Genomic DNA, 21,793 nt, shown 5'->3' with positions numbered 1-21,793 from the left:
AGTTTTTTCTTTTTTTACCATAATTGCACCAGCAATAACAAATGCAACTAACAATAAAACTTCCATTAACTTATCCTATTTAGTGTAAAAGTAATCAACCTGCATAATATACCACCAATAAAAATAAATTAAATACCTCTGACCCAATTTTGTAAACATTCTGTCACAATTTTTGAGATACATTACGTTTTCTTAAACATAATACACTTGATGTTGAAGCGACGAGGTTAACACTTAGGTTTCTATCAATTACTATCCTTTGCTTAGTTCTTTAGTATCGAACTCAGAATAATAAGATGAAACGACTATTTATGTAAAATAGAGTTACCCTCTACATTATTTTATTGCGAGGATACCATGAATAAATTAGCTGTTATTTTAATTATCTTACTCTTTTCTTCATCCAGTCAGGCGAAAAGTGTTTCTAAATATTATAAGGATCATCAATCAAAGCGCTGCGAGACTCTAAATAGAGTTCTCACTCATGTTAATAAATTACTGAGTTTTAGCGAAGGCAACGCATATAAAGAAAGGTTGAAGGAAAAAAAGGCATTGAAAAAATTACGAAAAGAGAAAAGTTGTTAAAAAGCCAACACTTATGTATTGGCTTTAAATATTAATAGAATTTGATACTAAAACCTATTTTGCTTTTGGTCTAAAAGGTTTGATTACTTCTTCATTACATTCAAGAAATGGACCATCCATTAGATCAATACAATATGGAATTGCAGGAAAAACAGCATCCAGACATTCACGAATAGATTTTGGTTTTCCAGGTAAATTTACAATTAATGAATCTTTACGCAGCCCTGCCGTTTGACGTGACAAAATAGCGGTTGGTACAAACTTTAATGATTCTGCACGCATCAATTCACCAAACCCAGGCATCATACGATCACATACGGCTTCTGTTGCTTCTGGTGTAACATCTCGTTTTGCAGGACCAGTGCCGCCAGTAGTAACAACTAAGCAGCAACCTTTTTCATCAGTTAATTCAATTAGTGTTTTTTCAATGATATCTTGTTCATCAGGGATAACGACATATTCAGGTTCCCATTCAGATGTTAGATAATCATTTAATGTTGCCATAATTGCTGGACCAGAAATATCTTCATAGATACCAACACTTGCACGATCACTAACGGTTACAATGCCAATTTTTGCTTTTTTAGTCATAATGAATTCTTATTGATGTAAGGTAGTACCATTATTACAGATTTAGTATTCGTAAGCCATATTGACAGATACACCATACGTTGAATCTACTGAATAGATTGCAGCTAAATCAAGATGGAACATGTTTAACGGTGAGAAACCAATACCTGCGGTAAATGCATCATCGTATGTACCCACTAAATCTTTCTTAAAACCACCACGTAATTGAATTTGATACAATAAATCAAATTCAGCACCAACTCTTAGCATCTGCATATTATCGTTTAACTCAACAAAACGTTCTTGTTCATTGAGATCAACATCAGCGGTCAAAATAAAATAATTAGTCATGAAAGCAATACCCGCCGTATAGATTGGTTCCATATTATACGTATATTGAGTTATGCGAGTTTGTTTTCCTGGCCCACCGGTATAAGCTGAGTTTCCGATAAGTTGACCTATTTCAGCATCAGACAACCCTACCGTTATTGATGATTCTTTTGTTTTAATCTCTTGAGATATTAAATTTTTACCTGCAAGAGCGAATCGCCACGGTCCATGAAACCACACGGCACCAACATCAAAATTAAAATTGGTTTCGCCGGTTTCATAATTATCTTTAATGTCATCAAATTTAAAATCAACAGCAGATGCACTGTAATTAAACGTGTAACTTTGTTGAATTTTAGGGGTGATACCAATAGTTAGATTTTGCCCTAAAAAATTCGTATATCCAGCAAAAGCGACACCAATTTCTGTAATACCAATAGCAGCTGCATCGACAGTTGCGTATGATATATCCAGCAGATCCGCCAATGCAGGATCAGGTAAAGTACCATAAGATTGACTTTCTACATCAGCAATAGCAACAGACTCTAATGACGTTTTTGCATAAAAGTTCATAGATAAGTATCGATTTGGAATCGCAAATGCAATTGCAGCGCCTAATTGAATTTGTGCCGTATCACCCGATAAATCAGACAGTGCTTTTGTCGCACCAGGTACATCTATCTTATCGTAAGCACTTATTAATTTATCAAGATCATCAACCATGTTGTCTTTATCAACAACCTGAAGACCAAAACTTGGTAATAATAAACCTGCATCATCTTTTCGGCTGTAAATAGCAATCAATGCGGGGTTATAAAAAACACCAGTCAAATAATCAGCTGACGCAGTACCAGCCCCACCCATTGCATCAATTCGACCATCAACACTGTAGTTAGTCGCATGTAATTGAGTTGACATCACTGCGCTGTACGATAGTAAGCCAATTTTTATCCACTGTTTCATTTTTTATAAACTTAATAAAAGATAGTTAACCCTTTATCGACTTTGTTGGTCGTAACTTTAGGAAAAACTAGATATTTATAGAAGTATTTAAATATAAAGGACGGTAGCTTGGTGTGAAATCGTAGTCGTTTTATTCATAAATAAAAAATCGAGATACTAAGATCTCGATTTTTATTTTATTTCTTCGCTTTTTCCGCTATTTCTGCTCTGATTTGTTCTGAAATCATTTTAATAGCCTCGCCACTACTAACACCTTGACGCATTAGCTCTTGGATTTTTTCTACTGCTTTCTGCTGTTCTTCATGAGTTAACGTTGGTACATCTAACATCAGTTTCTCTCTACATTTTCTAGTCCATCAAAATTGATGACTTTAGTTATTGCTTGTATTTCTTGAATCGAAATGGGCCCTTGGAAGCGCTTATGGTTAAATGATACACTCAAAATATAGCTTCCGGGTAAAACATTCGTAGAAGGTAAGCTTTTAGGAAACTTTTCCTCATACGATTCTTCCCATAATTTTATATATTCATTATCTTGATGGTCATAAATCCCAACAGACATTTCGGGTAATGGGCAGTTAGAGTTAAGCAAACCTGTTTGCGTTGTCTTCCACTTTTCTTTCCCTAACCAAGACACCGTCATTTCCGTTTTAGGTGTACTAAGTACTATCCATGTTTCCCATTGCGTCTTTTCTTTATCATCTGCGGTAATTATGAGCTTATATAATCCATTCTTGACTCGGTTATTAAGGGAGTCACTCCCATAAATATACTGCGTCACCGATTCATCTTGAGTCGGTATTTTTCTGATCGATGGATTAATAAGAAGCTCTTCATCAGGCCACTTAATAAATGATAAGGAGAATATCTCTTTTTTACTGTCAAATTGAACCATCAAGCGGTGATGTAATCGGCCAGGACTTTGAATTACCATCCTTTGAACACTTAATGATGTTAACCATTTAGGAATTACAATTGTTGATAAGTCACGACCGCAACTGTCTGAAATTGCAACGCCCATCAATTTATCAATATTTTGAATAACGTTATTATCTGTTGTGCTTTGCAACACTTCGATTGAAGTACTAAATCCTTTTAGTGTTTGACCTTCAAGAAATTGTTTATGCGCAGAAAAAAGAGCAGATTGTTCATTAAACCAATCCGCTGAATGCGCTAGAGGAAAATGAGTTAAACAAAAAAAACCAATCAGAACAGTAGCTATTTTTTGTTGAAACAAATTCATCATTACGCTTTCATTTTGTAGCCAACACCACGAAGAGTTTCAATCTCAATTCCTACAATCTTTTGACGTAATTGAAGAATGTGAGTATCAACCGTTCGTGTCGTTGGGAAATGGTTATAACCCCATACTTGATCAAGCAACTCATCTCGAGTAAATACTTTACCCAAATTGGTTGCTAAAAAGAGCAATAGGTCAAATTCGGTCCTAGTTAGCGTTACGCTGTCACCTGAATTAATAACATCTCTTGTCGAAGTATCTATTGATAGATGTCCAACAACCAATTTGGTTTTTATTTCTTCCGATTCAGGCGATCTCAAGTGGGCTCTTAAACGCGCTAATAATTCAGCTTCCGCAAAAGGTTTCGTCAAATAATCATTTGCCCCAGAATCTAGACCTGTCACTTTATCTCTTACAGAAACTAATGCCGTTAATAGAATGACTGGGATGTCTTTAATTTGTTTCCATTGAGGTAACCAAGTTAATGAGTCCCCTTCAGGTAACTGACGATCAAGAATAACAATATCAGCATCAGCCCATAGACCTGATACATTTGTTGCATTTTCTGAGTGAAGGCAATGATATCCCGCTTCTTCCAAACTAACGATTAAACCATCAGCTAAATTTTTATCATCTTCAACAAGTAGGATTGTCTGTTTCACAAGGTATCTCCAGTATAAAAGTTGTTGGTGGCCCCTGAAGAGTCATGGTGCCTCCCATTCTTTTGATCATTGATTCAACAATCGTTAGGCCTAAACCTAACCCTGCTTTACTAACAAAAGGGGTTTTTAATTCTTTCCAATTTGCTTTTGTTAATTGACCGCCATCAATGACTTCAATTTTTAATTTTTTATTTTCAACTGTAACACTTAAAATGACAGGTTGAACCCCATATTTATGTGCGTTACTTATTAAATTATCTATACAGTTTCCCAGCCAGTAGATATTTACCCTTATTGCTGAGTCTTTATTTATTTTAAATTGTACTGGTTGGCGATACTCCATACAACGGTAACTGAGCCACTCTTCAACCGATGGGATCCATTCAGTTGCAAAGCCTTTATCGTCTGATTGTAAATAGTCTTTACTTGCCTCTGCCAATTGGCGCAATCTTCTAGAATCTTCACATAAACGTCTAAATTCGTCATAGAGAGATTCAGGTAATGATTCAAACTGTCGTCGGAAACCTTCAACGGTGAGTCCTAAGCTCGCAATTGGCGTTCTTAATTCATGTGTTAATATTTGCAATACTAACATTCGACTTTTCATTTCTCTTCGCTTGCCGTTCCATTGAGAGATACCCCAACCCACAGCTAAGCATAAATTTGCAAACACTAAGATTAAGACACTATAAAAAAGAGTCTTCGAGTTACTCTCTTCCTGCCAGCACACATTACCGTTGCGTACGTAGCAGTTATCTCCTTGTTTAAACTCTGCCATATCAAGTTCAAATTTATCTAAATTCTTTTGTTTTAAGCTCAATGGATATAAATAATATCGACTGCCTTTTCTTATCCATAAAAGTTTGTCGGCAATAATCGTATCAGAACCACTAATAATGGCTCTTATCGCTGTATCATCCATGTCTTGTAAATGATGTAGTAATGTTCCTTCTGCCCCTAATGCTCTTTCTTTTATGTGCATATAAGGCTCTAATTGAGTCAATCTATTAGGGTGAGCTTGCACATATCGATATGCGTAAGAACCACCACCTGGGTGTATCATTCCAGAGCGAGCAAACCAATTCGTGGGCAGTTTTATTCCTTTACATAGCGCACGGATCAGAACTAATGGCTCGCCAACCAATGGACTCACCGGCCATGGTCCAGTACACGTTTGTGCATTTTTGTATAATTTTTGTAATTGGCTATAAGGATACGACGCTGTTTGTGGCAAAAGCGTATCAGGTGACAATAATACTGTGGGATATTCTTTTTGTATCAAGCGAATGTCATATATTTCGGTTGCTTGCTCTTTTTTAAATGCTTTTTTAAAGCTATCGATCTTTGTTGCTAAACTCACCGCATATGAAGGGAAGCTAATTACCAACAACAATGAAAATAACAAGCGTTTATCTATCAACAGAGAATCCTATTAAATACAGTAAAAATAAAGATCAATTTATTCAGTATATTATAAATTAGTTAGAATACGAACAGTTTATCTCACTTCATTGTTACCTTCCCACCAATCATTTTATATGCAGGGATCCCTCTTATTAATGTTTCCCGAGCAAAAGTAACGCCACATTCAGGGCACGAGCATGCTATTTTTGTATGATTTTCAACAATGCGTTCAATAAAGCATTTAACTAAAGCGCCTTTCCCTCCTTTGCGATACTTATAAAGTAACGTTCTGCATTTAGAGCAATAAATTTGTACCGTTGTTGTTGGCCCTTTCTTATTTGGTTTTGCCATCGATAATTTTTGCTCTTTGGTTGCTATCAATAAGTATTTTATTTTACACTCAAATCCTTGTGTCTTTTTAGTTTATTGTACCTCATAGGATTTTCATGCGAAATTACGCTCAACACCCTCATGCTCAAAAAGTATTAACGTGCCTTACTGAGGTTCAATCCTATTTTAAAATGGAACTGAGCAAAGTAAGCAATCTAATTAATGCTACTACAGAATTTTCAGAGATAGAATGGCTACGAGATGAAGGAATTCATGGCGGAGGGAAGCGATTTGAATCAGTCGGAGGTGGGTTATTCAATCGAGCGTCAATTAACGTATCTCAAATCCATTATGAAGATGTAAAAGACAAACATTATAATAGCGCTACCGCTCTTTCTACTATCATTCACCCATTGCATCCTCTTGCTCCTTCTATACACATACATATAAGTTGGACGGCTTTAAAGGATGGAACAAGTTATTGGAGAATAATGGCGGACCTTAATCCATCCCATTTCGATAAAGACGATAAAGAGTACTTCGATCAAACATTAAAAGTGGCAACAAAGGAGTATTACTCTGAAGGAACAAGGCTTGGTAATCAATATTTTGATATTCCGACGTTAAATAAGCGCAGAGGTGTAAGTCATTTTTACTTAGAAGCATTTAACCCAATAAATACAGATGGAACGGAGTTTGCGCATCAATTTGTTATTGAAGTCATCAATACTTACTGTCACCTTTTGACTTCACATATTATTATGGCTGTTCCGCCAACAAGCGAGCAGATACAGCAACAATTGAATTACCACACTCTTTATTTATATCAGGTACTCACTTTAGATAAAGGAACCACTGCCGGTTTGTTAGTACATAACCAAAATGATGTTGGGACATTAGGTTCTTTGCCGTCTCACATTAATCGTGATTTATTAGAAGAATGGCAGTCGGTCTCTCCTGAACCAATTAACTCATTAGTATCTGAGTTGTTAAACGTATTACCAAAGCAAAGTATTTGTTCAATAACCCCAGATATAAAAGCAAAGTTAGCTCAAGCTGTACGTAGATTCTATGAAAAATAACGACTCTTTTAGTTGATAGAAATAAGCCAGTGATACTAATTGATGCTATTGCTGGCTTTTTTCTTTTTAATAACTATATATTGGGTTTTATCCAAACAGTATTGAAATCAAACCACCCTAATCCATTACATGATGCGTTTTGAATACTGTTATTTACATCTTCACTTATGCCCATCCACCCATGGAATAATGGCGTTATTTGGCCGCAATCAACTAGATATCGACATATTTCATTTACCGGGAAATATCGCTGAGGTGAAGATTGCCATTCTTCAATCAACAACGAAATATGGTTAAAATCATCTTCTGGCATAACACGTTCAATTTCATTAAACGCAAATAACCATGATAATAATGCTTCAGGACATTGTGTTCCTAAGCTCATACCTCGCAGCCAAATATCTATATTTGCTGTTTTTTCTTCATCAAGAAGATCGAGCGTCTCAAATGGGTGTACTTTTAATACAATGCCATCATTCGCTAATTTCTGTTTAATGATTTTTCCAAGCAACGGGTACAATGGATGCTCATTCTCATAACCTAAATGTACAACGCTTCCTTTATTTGGAATTTCACATTTTTTCTGCGGTCTATTTAAACAATGTTGTAGACCTGGCAGTAATCCATACGCATTAAAAAGACCGATACCGTTCATATTTGCATTTTCTAGCTCACTTAATAACAATAATGGCGTAATTGTTTGAGTTAAGTAAGTCTTCCAATTCTCATCTTGAGGTAAGCCTGATTTTCGATTAAATAGAATGTAACTACATCCCCTATCCACATCAACTTTTTCGCCATAAGCGGTTGTTGGAGATAGTTCTGAATTTTCGTACACCTCCAATCCCAACTTCAATTGAATTGGAGCGACTTCAGGTAAGATCCAAACTTCGACAGAATCAATTAATGGTCGATAACCAAAATAGTTCTCGTTAGCGACAAGGATGAGTTTCTTTTCTGTATTTTCACTCACTTTATATGGCCCGGTACCAATAGGTAAACGGCTATAATCTTGCGCAATATGTACTGATGCAGGAATGATCTTCGCATTAAACTGCGCTAATTTTGAGTCAAAATAGTGATCATCTTTATCTAATAAAAAATCAATCACATTAAGATTAGGGCTAACAATCTCTTTGATATGTTTAAATACAAAGTTAGATCTTAATGAAAGGAATGTCTCTTTAATATCTTCAAAAGACAGTAGTTTACCATCATGAAAGCTCACGCTTGGGCGAATATAAAAGCGCCAGTGCGTAGGAGCTAACATTTCCCAATGATGAGCGATATCCCCTTCGATATCTCCTCTTTTATTCCACTGAGTTAATCCATTAAAGATTTGTTGGACTAAATGTTGCTCTGAGCGACGTATCGCTAATGCAGGTTTAAGAATATGAAGTTGACGATAATAAGGAAGCTTTACAACTTGTTTCCCCTTTTCATGAGAAACACCAAGCACATTATGGATAAGCTCAAGCAATGCATCTTGGTTGCCATCTAAAATTTCTAATGCAACATCAAGTTTACCATCTTCAATACTTCGTTTTGCTAATGCAGAATAAACATGATCAGGTGTTGAAATAAATTCTAAGATCGAACTTTTTCCACGCCCAACCGCTGGACGCCATACAATCCATTGTTCATCAGACATTTTTTTAAGAACCATACGAGTATTTCGACGAGTACAGCATAATAAGTCAGCAATGTCATCGATTTGAACTCCAGCAGAGCTGCGATGATAATGCTTATGCAATTTTTCAAATTGTGTACGTAAACGTGGACTACCCATAAAGCACCGTTCATTTGGTTGATATAAGTCTTAATATGAACTCAAACATTGAGACTTTGAGCTTATGCTCTTGATTTTTCAATAACTAAGTTTACACTAAATTTTGAGTATTTAAGAGGAAATTCAAGATGATCCCAGTTCAATTACATGAATTCACTTCTCATATGAGAAGAAAATCTGATCGTTATCCTGTCGTTCGTAACGGTATTTTTCTAGTTAAGTCTGGTGAATTGATGTACCAAGATAAAATGGGAGAATCCATCACTCTTACTGGTGGTGATTTTCTACTTTATAGTTCTGGTGATATATCTAAAATTGATATTTCAACTTCAACAGGTAATTTCACGGCTGAATCCTTTGTTATTGACAATTCTATTTTCCAACGATTTATAAGCTATACTAACGCTGAAGATCACATAGGCTCAACTCGAGAATCGTTTAAATTCAACCAATCAGATCGTCATCTTGTTTCTCTTCTTACTATATTAAAAGAACAATTAGCTGATAATCCCTCTCCGAATACTGTTGAATTCATGACCTTAACTATTTTAAGTGAAATGGTTAATCTGCATCCTGAATTACTTGATTTTATATATCGAATTTCAGTCTTAACAATATCTCAGCAATTAATTCGTTATGTAGAGCAAAATATTGCGTCCGATTTAACTATTGATACCGTTGCTCCTAAATTAGGTATGTCTTCATCAACATTAAAGCGAAAACTTCAATCAGATAAATTGTCGTTTGCAAATTTAGTTAAAGTAAAACGAATTAACCACGCAGCAACACAGCTTAGAGTTACAAGAAAAACAATAACGGAAATAGCTTACGAAACTGGATTTAAAACAGCGGCCCATTTTAGCACCACTTTCAAAGCCGTAACAAAAATGACGCCAAAAGAATTTAGAGAACAAATACACGCTTAAATAAATAAATGTCACAGAGATGTAATACTCTCGTTTTATTATGTTTTTTTTCTTTACGAGACTAGATCATGTTTAAAGCGTTATCTTACACTAGCCTTATGGCAACCGTTCTGCTTAGTTCAACGGTAATGGCTGCAAATTCCAATACAACTGTCGCAGGTTCAACGTCGGTATCAACCTTATTAGAACCTTTTATTGAGCAGTATAATCATAGTTCTGAGCATAATATTGATCTTCAAAGTATTGGTTCTAGTGCTGGCATCGTTATGCTAAACACTGGCGCTGTTGATCTTGCTATTAGTTCAAGGCAACTATCCGATACAGAAAAAGAAACTCTTTCTTCAAAACTCATCGCCTATGATGCTATTGCTGTTGTTGTACACCCTGAAAACCCAATTAAAAATCTTACGGCTGAAAATATCTGGAAGATTTATCACGGCGATATTTCAAACTGGAAAGAAGTCGGTGGTGAAGATAAAAAAATTGCAGTCGTAACTCGAGAGTTAGCATCCGGGTCTCGATTTTCATTTGAGAACAATTTAGGATTAACTAAAGAGATAAATTCGTTTACGGTTTCAGATATCAGCAAAAACGCAATTGTAGTGAATGGGACAAGTATGGTGAAAAGTATCGTAGCTCGTAACCCCCACGCTATTGGTTATACATCTGCCGGTTCTATTGGCGATCTTGCTCAACTGCATATTGTTACAATCGATAATATTCTGCCAACAGCCCAAGCTATTATTGACAATAAATATCCACTTTCTCGTCCCTTCTTATTTGTTTTCAAAAATGATGAGCTATCGACACAATCTAATGAATTCATTTCTTATATGAACTCTGATTCGTCTATCCAAAAAATTCAATCATTAGGTTATGTAAAGTAACAGTTGAAAAAAAACAATGAATAACCTATTGTTAAATTGAATTTAATTACAAGGATGCGTCATGTTAAGTGTAAATAGCTATTTTGAAGATAAAGTAAAATCAATTGGGTTTGAACAAAATAGCAATGCTATTTCTGTAGGCGTTATGTTACCAGGTAACTACACATTTGGAACAAATGCTGCAGAGAAAATGACAGTCGTTACTGGCGCGTTAGAAATCAAACGTACTACAGACATTGATTGGGTTGTATTTTCTTCAGGAGAGAGTTTTTCAGTTGAAGGCAATTCATCTTTCGATGTGAAAGTGAGCATTGAAACCGCTTACTTATGTGAATACTTATAATTTCATATTAATGATGTAATGTACAAAAATGGCTAATGAGATACCTCATTAGCCATTTTTTTATCTAAAATAAATACTTATTTTATTCGTCATCAACAACCAATGTTTTTGGCTTTTTCTTTGGCATAAATACTTGATCACCCACTGCCACATTTGTGTGGAATGAATTATCACGTTTCTTAGCAGCCTTTGGTTTATGAGTTCCACGTTTTGCTGTATTTTTCTTCGCGTCGTCTTTCTTAACAAACGTACGTTTCTTCTTAGGTACAAGACCTTTGAATTTACCTTTTAGATCTTCAAATACAGAGAACGTTAATTCTTTCTGTAAGAAGTTTTCTATACGTTTAAAGCTTTCCCAGTCTTTTGGACCAACTAAAGAGATTGCTGTCCCTTTTTTACCAGCACGACCAGTACGACCAACACGGTGAACGTATTCTTCCATATGTTTTGGCATATCGAAGTTGATAACGTGAGTTACGCTAGTTAAATCTAAACCACGAGAAGCAACGTCCGTCGTAACTAGAATTTTATGTGCGCGACGTTCAAACTGACTCATGATGTTATTACGAGCGGTTTGGTTCATGTCACCACTTAGTGCTACTGCTTTAAGCTTACGCTCATTAAGTCGCTCGGTTAAACGATCAGTGTCAGAGCGAGTCGCTGTAAAAATCATGATTTGGAAATATTTTTCTGTTTCAATGATTTTATCTAACAATGCTTGTTTATGATCTAAATGATCGCACAAGTAAAAGCTTTGCGTAATATCCGTATGCTCATCTGTTGATAAACCAACAGAAACAAATTTAGGATTATCAAGCATATTGCCAGCAAACTGAGTCACTGCGTCGTGGTCTAATGTTGCAGAGAACATTAATGTTTGACGACGACGGTGGTTTGCTGCTTTATGGATTTTTTGTAAATGCTCAGCAAAGCCAAGATCAAGCATACGGTCTGCTTCATCAAGAATTAGCGTTTCTAAGCCATTTAAGAACAAAGATTGATGCTCTAAATGATCAGCTAAACGCCCTGGTGTTGCTACGATAAATTTAGGGAATTTACGTAATGCATTTACTTGGTCATTAAAGTTTTCACCACCGGTAATCAAGGTTGCGTCATAACTTAAGCCACCTAACATACTACGGAGATGAGTATAAACTTGTTTTGCTAATTCACGCGTTGGTGCCAAGATCACTGCACGAGGATCATTCTTCGAGAACGATTTTGATTTCAGTGATTTATGAAGCATTGGTAATACAAACGCTAACGTTTTACCTGAACCAGTTTTTGATGACGCAAGAATGTCTTTACCGGCCATCGCAACAGGTACGGCTTTACGCTGAATTTCTGTTGGTTTTTTGATGTTCTGGTGAGCGAGATTTTTTAATAGGCGATTATCTAAACCTAAATCTTTAAATTGCAAAAGCTTGCACTCCGATTTCGAGTATTATTGATGAATAACCAGTCATTCTGGTCTAATGCGGCGCATTATAACATAAGTGTCGTTTATCCTTGCATATAAATCTTCATTTGAACGGCTATGCTTAATTGAACTAAAGAACTAAATTCAGAGAGAATTGCTTAGGTATATACTCTCCCACCACTTTGCTACAATATAATTAACAAATAAAAATCCTAACCTAATAAAAAGAAAGTAGAAAAAGTCTATGAGCATTCAAATTACTGGAACACTAGCAAAAATGCGAGCATCACTGCTTGATGGTGAAGTTCAATATCGTTTACCTGTCGGTGATGAAGAAATTGAACTTAACGCCTTCATTGGTAAAACGCTCACCCTAACTCATACGGGCAATATCTTTTGTTGCTCTTGTGGAAAAAAAACCAAGAAAAGCTATTCACAAGGTCACTGTTTTGTTTGCATGAGAAAATTAGCAAGTTGTGATATGTGCATAATGAAACCTGAAACCTGTCATTTTGCAGAAGGCACTTGCCGTGAGCCTCAATGGGGAGAAGATAACTGTTTTGTAGATCATTACGTTTATTTATCAAACACATCAAGTTTAAAAGTTGGTATTACTCGCCATACACAAATCCCGACTCGCTGGATTGATCAAGGGGCTACGCAGGGCTTACCTATCGCTAAAGTTAAAAACCGCTTAATTTCAGGTTTGGTTGAAATTGAATTAGCCAAGCTGATTGCAGATAAAACCAATTGGCGCACACTTCTAAAAGGTAATAATGAACCACTTGCTCTAAAAGAAGCAGCATTAGAACTATTACCACAAATTGAAGACGCGATAGCTAAAATTCAAGCAGAGCACGGTAACGATTCCGTTGAACTACTGGACGAAAACATTCTAGATATTACCTTCCCTGTTAACGAGTTTCCCGTCAAAATAGTCAGTCATAACTTTGATAAGAACCCTGAAGTTACGGGTGTATTAAATGGCATTAAAGGCCAATATCTTCTGTTTGATACCGGAGTGATTAATATTCGCAAATTCGGGTCTTATGAAGTAACAGTGACAGCGTAACTTTCAAGTCAGTCCGGTTGTACTTATCTTTTCTGTGAGGGTAAGTACAACTCAAACGTGATTCACGTCGTATAACGATTATTCATTACCGATAATTAGCCAAAACTAAATCGCCACACACATCGGCGTATTTGAAATAGGGTCACGAAATACACGAGCTTTGAGATCGAAAACAGAACTGAGCATATTTTCTGTCAGCACCTGATCGGGTGATCCTTCGGTAACGAGGCGTCCTTGGTCTAAGACGACTAAGTGATCGCAGTATCGGCACGCTTGATTGAGATCATGTAGTACAACAACCACCGTTTTTCCTTTGGCATTCATCTGCTGCATCAAATTCATTAATTCAACTTGGTGCGACATATCAAGGTAGGTTGTTGGTTCATCGAGCATCACAACATCCGTATCTTGCGCTATCACCATCGCAATCCATGCTCTTTGACGTTGACCACCAGACAGTGATTCTACGGGTTTATCTGCAAACTCAAATACGCCTGTATCGCGCATCGCTTGTTCGACAATTAATTGATCTTCTTGCCCTAATCTTCCCCAGTGAGATACATAAGGAGAGCGACCATACTCGACCAATTTTCTTACTGTAATTCCCTCCGGATTTATCAATATTTGTGGTAAGAGTGACAACGAGCGTGCGAGTATTTTATCACCATAGGTAGATAACGATTTATTTTCAAACAGTACATCTCCTGCTATTGGTTTATTAATTCTAACCAAGGTTTTTAGCAAGGTGGATTTACCACATCCATTTGGTCCAATTAAGGCGGTAATTTTTCCCTTAGGAATTGAAACCGAAAGGTTCGGTATAATTGTTTGTTTGCCGTACGCGACGGAAAGGTTCTGTGTTTCAAGCATGGTTACCAACCTCGATAACGATAAATAAGAAAGATGAAATAAGGCGCGCCAATCACAGAGGTAAGTACACCAGCAGGCAGTTCAATCGGTGGTTGTAATCCTCTTGCCAGTCCGTCAGCACAAGTCACTAGAATCGCGCCTAACAATGCAGAGCTAGGGACCAATAATTTATGATTGTGTCCAAATAATAAACGAGCTAAATGAGGAGCTAATAAACCCACAAAACTGATCGTCCCTGCAACCGAAACACTGATACTGGCAAGTAATACTGCGGCCAACAACGCGAAAGCCTGTATCTGTTTTGGTTTAGTACCAAGTGTTGTCGCACTTTCTTCCCCAAGTCCCATCACATCCAAACGCCAAGCCAACCAAAACGCGATTGGCAATAGCAAGAGTAATGCACTCCAAATAAAGGGCACTTGTTGCCAGTTTCGCCCCCAAAGGCTACCTGTTAGCCATACCATCGCCGTGTTGATCTCAATGGGATTAGTGACAAGTAAGAAGTCGATGCTACTAGCAAGAAATGCACTCACTGCAATACCAATTAACGCTAATTTTGCAGGGGTTGGTTTTGTCCACCATGCCAGTGCTGCAATCAGCACAGCGGCGAAAACCCCACCGAACATTGCAATCAGAGGAAGCATACTAACTGGTGCATTAGGAAACAAAACTAAACTCGCTGTCGCGGCAAGTCCAGCTCCTGCACTGATACCCATTAGATCAGGGGATGCTAGCGGATTACGTATCACTCCTTGAACTAATACGCCAGAGAGCCCTAACCCTGCTCCCACACCAATGGCAAGCAACATACGTGGAAATCGGTATTGATGAATAATAAAATCGTCATTGGAAAATGTTATTAAATGTTCAACAACTTGAGATACAGAAAGTGAAGCTGCACCAATAAACAAACCTGTGGATGCCACTATCACTAGCACTCCAAACAACAAGAGAATCTTCGTCTGGCGAATCATCATGACCTCCTCGTCGCAATCAAAATAAAACAAGGCGTTCCAAGCAAGGCGGTAATAACACCAACCGGCGTTTCAGTTGGAAAAGCAATTGCTCGTGATAACGCATCTGACCATGCCACCAACGCTGCGCCAACCAATGCGGAAATTGGAATAAGTAAATGGTAATTATGACCCACTATAGGCCTAACAAGATGAGGGACTAATAAACCCACAAAACCAATAGGCCCAGCAATAGCAACACTCGAACCAGCAAGTAGCACAATAGTCATTCCGCTAACAATACGAGTAAGCCAAATGTTGCTCCCCAATCCAACGGCAACTTCTTCTCCAAGAGCCAACAAATTAAGGTTACGAGCAAGACTCATTGCTAATATCAAACCAATCAATACTGGCGGCCAAAGCTGCTGCCATTGTTCAGAGTTCACACTAGACAATGAGCCTGTAAGCCAGTGCAACACGCTATAAGCCATATCATCAGCAAGGATCAGTGCCGCTCGCGTTAAACTAACAAGTAATGCGCTGATGGCAATACCAGCCAGAATCAAACGTAAAGGATGTGAACGAGAAGAAAAAAATCCCCCGAGAAGCATCACGGTAACACCACTTAATAACGCACCACAAACGGCATTAAGGATTGGATTGATTGCACTAACCAAAGGTATACCAATTGCGGCTAACGCCATAAAACAAGCGGCACCAGCGTTAATCCCGAGAATCGAAGGAGACGCGAGCGGGTTACGCGTTAATCCCTGCATCAATAACCCCGAAACAGCCAAACTCGCCCCAATCAATAATCCTGCGTAAGCTCTTGGCGCTCTTAATGTCGCTAAGATTTGATGAGTCATATTACTTTCATCAAACGTAAACCAGTACTGAATCAAATCATTAAACGTTAGCGAGAAATTAGACCACCCCAACATAGAAGCCATGTAACCAGAGAGCGCTAGGCTCGATACCAGCATCGTAAACAAGAGCCCTCGCCACTGAAGTATCGACTGACGTTGGTTCTTAATATCAAGTTTACTACCAGAAAGCAGCAAAGAGCTCATGATCGATCCAAAATCTGCTCAAGATTTCGAGCTATTTGCTCAGCAGCCAACATACCTCGATTCAATGACCAAAGCTCTGGTGAAACCTCGACAAGTTGTTTCTTTTTCTCCGATGTTAGTGCATTAAATAGCGAATTTTTTCGCCAATCGTCGACAATATTCGGATGAGAATAAGCCCCTAGAAGTAGCCAATCTGGGTTGGTTTTCAGTAATAACTCAAAACTGGTTGGTAAATACGCTTTTTCTGTTGATGCAACAAGTGGACTGGCAATGCCCAATGCGGTGAGCACTCCTCCTGCGTAAGAGGCAGGGCTATGTAACCACATACCTTTGTCCGACACCACCGCAAATTGGATGGTTTCCTTAAGGGAAAAATGACTTTTGAAGTCAGCCATCGCCTGTTGATGCTGTTGAATTCTCAGCTCCATCTCTGATTGCCTATCAACAGCTATTCCAATCTTGAGTGCGGACTTCAAATTCTCTTGATAAGTCTCACCTCGGCTTTTTAACAGTAGTGTAGGCGCGATGCGTTGTAAATCTTGATAGACCGTACGATGGCGCTCAGCATCAGCAATGATCAGCTCGGGCTTTAATACTGCAATGGCTTCTAAGCTCGGTTGAGAACGCATACCAACCGATTTCCATGGTTGAATCAATTCACGCACCGCAGGAATCACTCGCGAAGCATCATTGTCGTCAGCCACACCAACAGGAGAAACCCCCACAGCAGCTAAGGCATCCACAAATGAAAATTCCAACACGACAATACGTTGTGGCGTTGTGGCGATCTCAAACTGACCTTGCTCGTCTTGTATTACTCGCGAGCTTGCTGAACTCGAAAATGAGAGCAAGCTGAAAAATAATGAAGTGAAAATTACCACCAATCCGTTCAATGACAAGAATCGAGAATTGTTTTTCATATTTAATTTTCCTTAACACTAAAGCGGTTAAAGTCACCAATTATTATTGGCGACTTTTATTTATATTTAGTTTCAATTAGTTACGCTCTAAAACTGGTAATTTAGATCCAAAGTGTAAGATCGTCCTGGAGCGGGATAACGACCTACAGGGCTAGTATCAATACCACGGAAATAGTAATCCTCATCAAGCAGGTTGTTCACCGCGACATTCATGCGTAGCTTGCCATTTTCATCCTTATATAAATCGGAACCTAGATTGAAATTCCATACCATGTAGGCAGGTACTTTACCTTTCGCACCCGTTGCATCCTCAGCGCTTGTGTTCGCATTATCAGAGTAAGCCTCACTGAAATAGTAACCAGATAGCGTAGTGTCTACCCCCATAAAGGCGTAAGTTGCATCCCAATTCAGTTGGTGTTTAGATGTGTAAGGAAGTTGATTGCCTTTATTTGTGCCATCTTCTTCCATAGTCGCATCCAAGTAGTTATAGCTAGCACCTAAGCTCAGAGCTTGAAGTTTTTGGGGAATATAACGACCAGAAATTTCAATACCTTGGTGAAGCGTTTTACCAATATTATCAAAAGTTTGCGTCGCACTTTGCCATTGCAACTGATCTTTAAAATCAATGCGATAAAGTGCTGCACTAAAACTGGTTGAATCTTGATTGTAACGAGCACCCAGTTCATAGTTCCATGCCAGTTCACTGCCCTTTTCACCTAAACCACGGATATAAGCAATTTGTGGTGCACGCAAAGACTTCTGTGCGTTAACATAACCGACCCATTGTTCCGTTAGATGGTACGCCACCGTTAAACCCGGCAACCATTCTGTTACCTTATTATCTGTACTCTGCGCTTTACCCAGATCATCGAATTTCATATCAACTGACTCGTAGCGGATGCCCGGCGTTACCTTTAATGCATCATTAAATAGGCCAATTTCATTGCTGATGTAACCTGCAAAAGCATCGGTATCAAGATGCCAATCACGAGGTACACTTGTCGCACCACCCGCAATTGGAGTTTGAGTCAGCTTGTAATCGATATTTTCATTGACGTAGCGCGCACCCACAATTAAGTTTTGCGTCACTGTGTTGCTGTCAAAGTACATCGCTAATTTAGGTTCTACACCATAAACGGTAAACTCACGCGGTGAAGTACGAATATCGGTTGAGGGTAATGCTGGATCCGCCCAATGACCACCCGCGCCATTAAACCCCCATTGGAAGAATCGTTCAGAATTATGACCAAATGTCAGCACTTCCAATTCAGCGCTATCCGCAATATTCAAGTCTTGCAGGTATTTCACGCTCCAACGCGTTGATGAGCCTTGGTACTCGTCATAAGGTCGTTTTGATTGAGTTCGATCATTCTTATAATCTTCTGGTGATAGCGCTCCTGGCATTTGCGTGTCGGCATCATAGCGCTGAATGAAAGCTTGTAGTTCCTGAGTATCACTCATCAGCCATTGCACTTTAGCTTGGAAGTTTTTTACCTCAGTATCAGAGTGTTCACGGAAACTTTCGCCTTTTAAAAAGTTACCTTCTAGTTGTAATGCAAGCGTATCTGTTAACCAACCACCGGTGCGCAAATAAAAATCGTTAAGTGGTGTATCACCATCTTCAAATACAGTGAGGCGATTACTGATTTCAGTTTCCCAAGAGTTTGGGATAGGCTTTGTCACCAAGTTGATCACACCACCAACGTTGTTCGGTCCGTACTGTACGGCAGCACCGCCACGTACAATATCTATTCGGTCAAGCATAGACAGTGTTGCAGGGAAAATCGACTGTCCGGGGTGACCATAAGGTGCCAACGTTAGTGGGACACCATCCATTAGAAATTGAGCATGACCACTGCGGCTTGCTTTTAAGCCGCGCACCGAGATGTTAGGTAGAACACCCGTGCCAGTTTCATCTTGAACTTTAATTCCAGGAACGCTTTGAAATGCTGAATCAATAGAGCGCGCAGCGGTCTTTTTAATTTGCTCATTAGTAAGAACAGTACGAGCTCCCGGATACTCTTTCACATCCTCGACTTCTGAGTTATCGATTAAACTCGCAGTCACGACAATCGTTTCCATAGTTGTCGTTTTAGGTTCTGATGCAGCGAATGCATTCATGGAAGTTACTGATGCGATGGCTGCCGCAAGTACACTCAGGCGCAGCTTAAATTGTACTTGGGGTTGTATTTGAAGTTTACCGTCCAAATTCTGGTAAAACATGAAAATCTCCTATATATAAGCAGGTTAAGGGCAATGATTTTAGAACTGGTATCCGTAACTAAGCATGAATTCTGCTGGCGCACCGTAACCGATCTGATTCAAACCAGACTTGCCATTCGTCGCACCCAGAATATATTCCTCATTCAACACGTTATAAGCATTCGCTTGGATTTTGTGACGGCCTGTAGTGTATGCTGCCATCAAATCGACGGTGGTGTAATCGCCTAAAGCTACAGCTTCATCATTACCCGCATAACGGTCACCTACGTATTTCACACCACCACCCAATCGCCAGTTGTCACCTAATTGATAAGTACTCCAAAGTGAGAACAGGTGATCAGAAACATCATTCGGTTTTTTACCTGTTTCTTTATCTTCCGCATCTAGGTAGCTGTATCCCACCGAAATATCCCACTTATCTGTAAACTGACCGCGCGCTTCCAACTCAATACCTTGATGACGGGCTTCAATCTTGTTGATAACATCTCCGTCCACATTGGTTTGTGGTTGTTCTTGATCAATTTGGAAGATCGCTGCGTTTAACATCAACGCATCGTCTAATAAGTAAGCTTTTGCGCCCACTTCTTTCAGATCGGTATGGAAAAACTCTGCTAATTTAGGATTAATATAAATGCCAGAGTAAGGTAGCTGCCATGAACGAGCCATGCTTGCGTACACTGACATATCATCGTTGAGGCGGTAGACCAACCCTGCACGGTAACTCATTTTGTTATCGTCTAAGTTCTCTTTTGCTGCTCCCGCTTTTTGCTGTTCAAGATCCATAGAGTCGTAGCGAACATTACCAATTACAGAAAGATCCCCAAAGGTGTAAACATCTTGAATATAAACGCCAGTCGTCGTTGTCGTATTATCACGGAAAGGTTTAAAACCCGGATCAGGCGTTGGACCAACGACAGGATCGTAAATATCTTTCGGCGGAAGCGTTTTATCACTTGCCAATGTGAGATCGATATTAATTTGATTATAATCGGCACCGATCATCATTTGGTTAGATTCTGTTTCCCAAACTAATTCCGATTGCACCGTCGTAGTGGTACGAGGGTCATAGCCAAAATTGTTAACGGTTTGAGAAACTTTATCTCCTGTTACTGTGCCCTGACGTGTGCCTTTTTGCTCTAATTCGATATGGCTATAGGATGCACGGTTTGTCCATATCCAATTATTACTCAATTGCCACTCGTAATTAACCGCAAGTCGAATATTGTCCGATTCTTGATAATCGTTCGTTCCACCAAAGAAAGTACTGCTCGAAACATCGACAGGCTTACCGTTTTTCGATGGTACACCACGATATGGCACCAACTCTTGATGCGCGTATTCAACATCTAAATCAATAACATGACCTTCAGCAGGCAATACTCGAATAGTAGGAGCAATAAAAAAGTCATTAGAGTCAACATGGTCGACATAAGAGTCCGCTTGTCGATATTCCACGTTGATCCGACCATTGACCTTATCTGTAATTGCCATTGAGTTATCGATCTGCCCAACAAATTGACTATTACTGCCAACGCTGCCGTTAACGCTGGTAAAATTATCGCCGTTAGCCCGCTTAGTCACCAAGTTAATAATGCCTCCAGCAGAGCCTCGGCCATAAAGTGCACCCGCAGGGCCTTTTACCACTTCAACGCGTTCGATATTAGCCAGGCTACGATATGATTGCAGCGTCCCGTCATCACGCATGCCATCGCGATACATGTCGTTAAGCGCATCAAAACCACGAATCACAAATTGGTCTCGGCTCCCTTCACCTAAGGTATTATTTACCCCAGCCACACCATCAAGAGCATCGACTAAACGCACTGCACCGCGGTCTTGTATTTCTGTCTTAGTAACCACAGAGACGGCTTGCGGCACATCTAACCACTCGACATCCGTTTTCGTTCCCGATTGCGGCATATGTTCGGCGTAACCTTCATATTGATGACCAATAACTAGCATCGTTTCATTCGTGGTTACCTCTTCTGCCGCCAACACATTAGGAGTCACGACTGTTGCGGCCAATGCAGCTCCAATAGCCAAAGTAAGAGGAGATAAAGTCAATTTCATGTTCATTTCTAATTCCATTTCAGTTTATAAAACACCACCAATACGCGAATGAAAACAAATATCATTTGTATTTGCAACTATTAA

General features: G+C 38.8%; 20 protein-coding genes. 5 read left to right on the top strand and 15 right to left on the bottom strand.

Annotation, left to right across the window (positions count from 1 at the left end; all coding sequences use genetic code 11):
• Window positions 1–639: 639 nt before the first annotated feature.
• From mog to A6E06_RS05860, 7 genes are all read right to left on the bottom strand, one after another.
• Window positions 640–1,176, bottom strand: a complete 537-nt coding sequence (mog, locus tag A6E06_RS05885) for a molybdopterin adenylyltransferase (RefSeq protein WP_065593109.1) — start codon at window positions 1,174–1,176, stop codon at window positions 640–642.
• 42 nt (window positions 1,177–1,218) lie between these two features.
• Entirely contained in the window at window positions 1,219–2,448 is a 1,230-nt protein-coding gene (locus A6E06_RS05880; protein ID WP_065593110.1) for a conjugal transfer protein TraF, read from the bottom strand.
• 176 nt (window positions 2,449–2,624) lie between these two features.
• A complete protein-coding gene (locus tag A6E06_RS19540) occupies window positions 2,625–2,780 on the bottom strand; it encodes a YoaH family protein (RefSeq protein WP_176703434.1) in 156 nt (51 codons plus the stop codon).
• Window positions 2,777–3,694 carry a DUF2861 family protein gene (locus tag A6E06_RS05875; protein WP_255312057.1) on the bottom strand — a complete coding sequence of 306 codons (918 nt, stop codon included), beginning with the start codon at window positions 3,692–3,694 and terminating at the stop codon, window positions 2,777–2,779. The genes A6E06_RS19540 and A6E06_RS05875 overlap by 4 nt, the downstream gene beginning before the upstream one ends.
• Window positions 3,694–4,350, bottom strand: a complete 657-nt coding sequence (locus A6E06_RS05870; RefSeq protein ID WP_065593111.1) for a response regulator transcription factor — start codon at window positions 4,348–4,350, stop codon at window positions 3,694–3,696. The genes A6E06_RS05875 and A6E06_RS05870 overlap by 1 nt, the downstream gene beginning before the upstream one ends.
• The gene (gene vxrA, locus A6E06_RS05865; RefSeq protein WP_065593112.1) at window positions 4,325–5,770 is read right to left on the bottom strand and encodes a sensor histidine kinase VxrA; all 1,446 of its coding nucleotides are present in this window, start codon (window positions 5,768–5,770) and stop codon (window positions 4,325–4,327) included. Before vxrA ends, A6E06_RS05870 begins: the two co-directional genes overlap by 26 nt.
• Before the next feature lie 83 nt (window positions 5,771–5,853).
• Window positions 5,854–6,105 (bottom strand): hypothetical protein, encoded by a 252-nt coding sequence (locus A6E06_RS05860; RefSeq protein ID WP_065593113.1) that lies wholly within the window; start codon window positions 6,103–6,105, stop codon window positions 5,854–5,856.
• Between the two features lie 95 nt (window positions 6,106–6,200).
• On the opposite strand from A6E06_RS05860, the gene A6E06_RS05855 reads away from it, so the two are divergent.
• Window positions 6,201–7,166, top strand: coding sequence for a coproporphyrinogen III oxidase (locus A6E06_RS05855; RefSeq protein ID WP_065593114.1), 966 nt, complete (start codon window positions 6,201–6,203; stop codon window positions 7,164–7,166).
• A gap of 73 nt (window positions 7,167–7,239) precedes the next feature.
• Here the strand turns inward: A6E06_RS05855 and A6E06_RS05850 are convergent, their stop codons facing one another.
• Entirely contained in the window at window positions 7,240–8,955 is a 1,716-nt protein-coding gene (locus A6E06_RS05850; RefSeq protein ID WP_065593115.1) for an SgrR family transcriptional regulator, read from the bottom strand.
• A 128-nt stretch (window positions 8,956–9,083) separates the two neighbouring features.
• On the opposite strand from A6E06_RS05850, the gene A6E06_RS05845 reads away from it, so the two are divergent.
• The 3 genes from A6E06_RS05845 (at window position 9,084) to A6E06_RS05835 (ending at window position 11,111) form a co-directional block, all read left to right on the top strand.
• A complete protein-coding gene (locus A6E06_RS05845; RefSeq protein WP_065593116.1) occupies window positions 9,084–9,881 on the top strand; it encodes an AraC family transcriptional regulator in 798 nt (265 codons plus the stop codon).
• Window positions 9,882–9,949: 68 nt separating this feature from the next.
• A complete protein-coding gene (locus tag A6E06_RS05840; protein ID WP_065593117.1) occupies window positions 9,950–10,768 on the top strand; it encodes a phosphate ABC transporter substrate-binding protein in 819 nt (272 codons plus the stop codon).
• 61 nt (window positions 10,769–10,829) lie between these two features.
• A complete protein-coding gene (locus tag A6E06_RS05835; protein WP_065593118.1) occupies window positions 10,830–11,111 on the top strand; it encodes a pyrimidine/purine nucleoside phosphorylase in 282 nt (93 codons plus the stop codon).
• Window positions 11,112–11,193: 82 nt separating this feature from the next.
• On the opposite strand, the gene A6E06_RS05830 is transcribed toward A6E06_RS05835, so the two are convergent.
• A complete protein-coding gene (locus tag A6E06_RS05830; RefSeq protein ID WP_065593119.1) occupies window positions 11,194–12,531 on the bottom strand; it encodes a DEAD/DEAH box helicase in 1,338 nt (445 codons plus the stop codon).
• A 244-nt stretch (window positions 12,532–12,775) separates the two neighbouring features.
• Here A6E06_RS05830 and A6E06_RS05825 point away from each other — a divergent pair, with 244 nt between their 5' ends.
• Window positions 12,776–13,603, top strand: a complete 828-nt coding sequence (locus A6E06_RS05825; protein ID WP_065593120.1) for a DUF2797 domain-containing protein — start codon at window positions 12,776–12,778, stop codon at window positions 13,601–13,603.
• 105 nt (window positions 13,604–13,708) lie between these two features.
• Here A6E06_RS05825 and fecE read toward each other — a convergent pair whose 3' ends face one another.
• The 6 genes from fecE to A6E06_RS05795 all read right to left on the bottom strand — a co-directional run bounded on the left by fecE (window position 13,709) and on the right by A6E06_RS05795 (window position 21,715).
• Window positions 13,709–14,473 carry a Fe(3+) dicitrate ABC transporter ATP-binding protein FecE gene (gene fecE / locus A6E06_RS05820; protein WP_065593121.1) on the bottom strand — a complete coding sequence of 255 codons (765 nt, stop codon included), beginning with the start codon at window positions 14,471–14,473 and terminating at the stop codon, window positions 13,709–13,711.
• Between the two features lie 2 nt (window positions 14,474–14,475).
• Window positions 14,476–15,447 carry an iron ABC transporter permease gene (locus A6E06_RS05815; RefSeq protein ID WP_065593122.1) on the bottom strand — a complete coding sequence of 324 codons (972 nt, stop codon included), beginning with the start codon at window positions 15,445–15,447 and terminating at the stop codon, window positions 14,476–14,478.
• Window positions 15,447–16,496, bottom strand: coding sequence for an iron ABC transporter permease (locus A6E06_RS05810; RefSeq protein ID WP_065593123.1), 1,050 nt, complete (start codon window positions 16,494–16,496; stop codon window positions 15,447–15,449). The genes A6E06_RS05815 and A6E06_RS05810 overlap by 1 nt, the downstream gene beginning before the upstream one ends.
• On the bottom strand, window positions 16,493–17,416 hold the full coding sequence (locus tag A6E06_RS05805; RefSeq protein ID WP_065593124.1) for a Fe(3+) dicitrate ABC transporter substrate-binding protein: 924 nt from the start codon (window positions 17,414–17,416) through the stop codon (window positions 16,493–16,495). Before A6E06_RS05805 ends, A6E06_RS05810 begins: the two co-directional genes overlap by 4 nt.
• Window positions 17,417–17,503: 87 nt before the next feature.
• Window positions 17,504–19,639, bottom strand: a complete 2,136-nt coding sequence (locus A6E06_RS05800) for a TonB-dependent siderophore receptor (protein WP_065593125.1) — start codon at window positions 19,637–19,639, stop codon at window positions 17,504–17,506.
• A 39-nt stretch (window positions 19,640–19,678) separates the two neighbouring features.
• On the bottom strand, window positions 19,679–21,715 hold the full coding sequence (locus A6E06_RS05795; RefSeq protein ID WP_045102245.1) for a TonB-dependent siderophore receptor: 2,037 nt from the start codon (window positions 21,713–21,715) through the stop codon (window positions 19,679–19,681).
• Window positions 21,716–21,793: the final 78 nt, after the last annotated feature.

Origin of the sequence: Aliivibrio sp. 1S175 (assembly GCF_001690985.1) — a bacterium.
Lineage (GTDB): Bacteria > Pseudomonadota > Gammaproteobacteria > Enterobacterales > Vibrionaceae > Aliivibrio.
Note: the sequence above shows the minus strand (reverse complement) of the source record. Positions and strands in the feature narration are given on the sequence as shown.

Coding starts and splice junctions, on each gene's coding strand:
- mog (WP_065593109.1), bottom strand. CDS start 1,176: ATGACTAAAAAAGCAAAAATTGGCATTGTAACCGTTAGTGATCGTGCA.
- A6E06_RS05880 (WP_065593110.1), bottom strand. CDS start 2,448: ATGAAACAGTGGATAAAAATTGGCTTACTATCGTACAGCGCAGTGATG.
- A6E06_RS05875 (WP_255312057.1), bottom strand. CDS start 3,694: ATGATGAATTTGTTTCAACAAAAAATAGCTACTGTTCTGATTGGTTTT.
- A6E06_RS05860 (WP_065593113.1), bottom strand. CDS start 6,105: ATGGCAAAACCAAATAAGAAAGGGCCAACAACAACGGTACAAATTTAT.
- A6E06_RS05855 (WP_065593114.1), top strand. CDS start 6,201: ATGCGAAATTACGCTCAACACCCTCATGCTCAAAAAGTATTAACGTGC.
- A6E06_RS05850 (WP_065593115.1), bottom strand. CDS start 8,955: ATGGGTAGTCCACGTTTACGTACACAATTTGAAAAATTGCATAAGCAT.
- A6E06_RS05845 (WP_065593116.1), top strand. CDS start 9,084: ATGATCCCAGTTCAATTACATGAATTCACTTCTCATATGAGAAGAAAA.
- A6E06_RS05840 (WP_065593117.1), top strand. CDS start 9,950: ATGTTTAAAGCGTTATCTTACACTAGCCTTATGGCAACCGTTCTGCTT.
- A6E06_RS05835 (WP_065593118.1), top strand. CDS start 10,830: ATGTTAAGTGTAAATAGCTATTTTGAAGATAAAGTAAAATCAATTGGG.
- A6E06_RS05825 (WP_065593120.1), top strand. CDS start 12,776: ATGAGCATTCAAATTACTGGAACACTAGCAAAAATGCGAGCATCACTG.
- fecE (WP_065593121.1), bottom strand. CDS start 14,473: ATGCTTGAAACACAGAACCTTTCCGTCGCGTACGGCAAACAAACAATT.
- A6E06_RS05815 (WP_065593122.1), bottom strand. CDS start 15,447: ATGATTCGCCAGACGAAGATTCTCTTGTTGTTTGGAGTGCTAGTGATA.
- A6E06_RS05810 (WP_065593123.1), bottom strand. CDS start 16,496: ATGAGCTCTTTGCTGCTTTCTGGTAGTAAACTTGATATTAAGAACCAA.
- A6E06_RS05805 (WP_065593124.1), bottom strand. CDS start 17,416: ATGAAAAACAATTCTCGATTCTTGTCATTGAACGGATTGGTGGTAATT.
- A6E06_RS05800 (WP_065593125.1), bottom strand. CDS start 19,639: ATGTTTTACCAGAATTTGGACGGTAAACTTCAAATACAACCCCAAGTA.
- A6E06_RS05795 (WP_045102245.1), bottom strand. CDS start 21,715: ATGAACATGAAATTGACTTTATCTCCTCTTACTTTGGCTATTGGAGCT.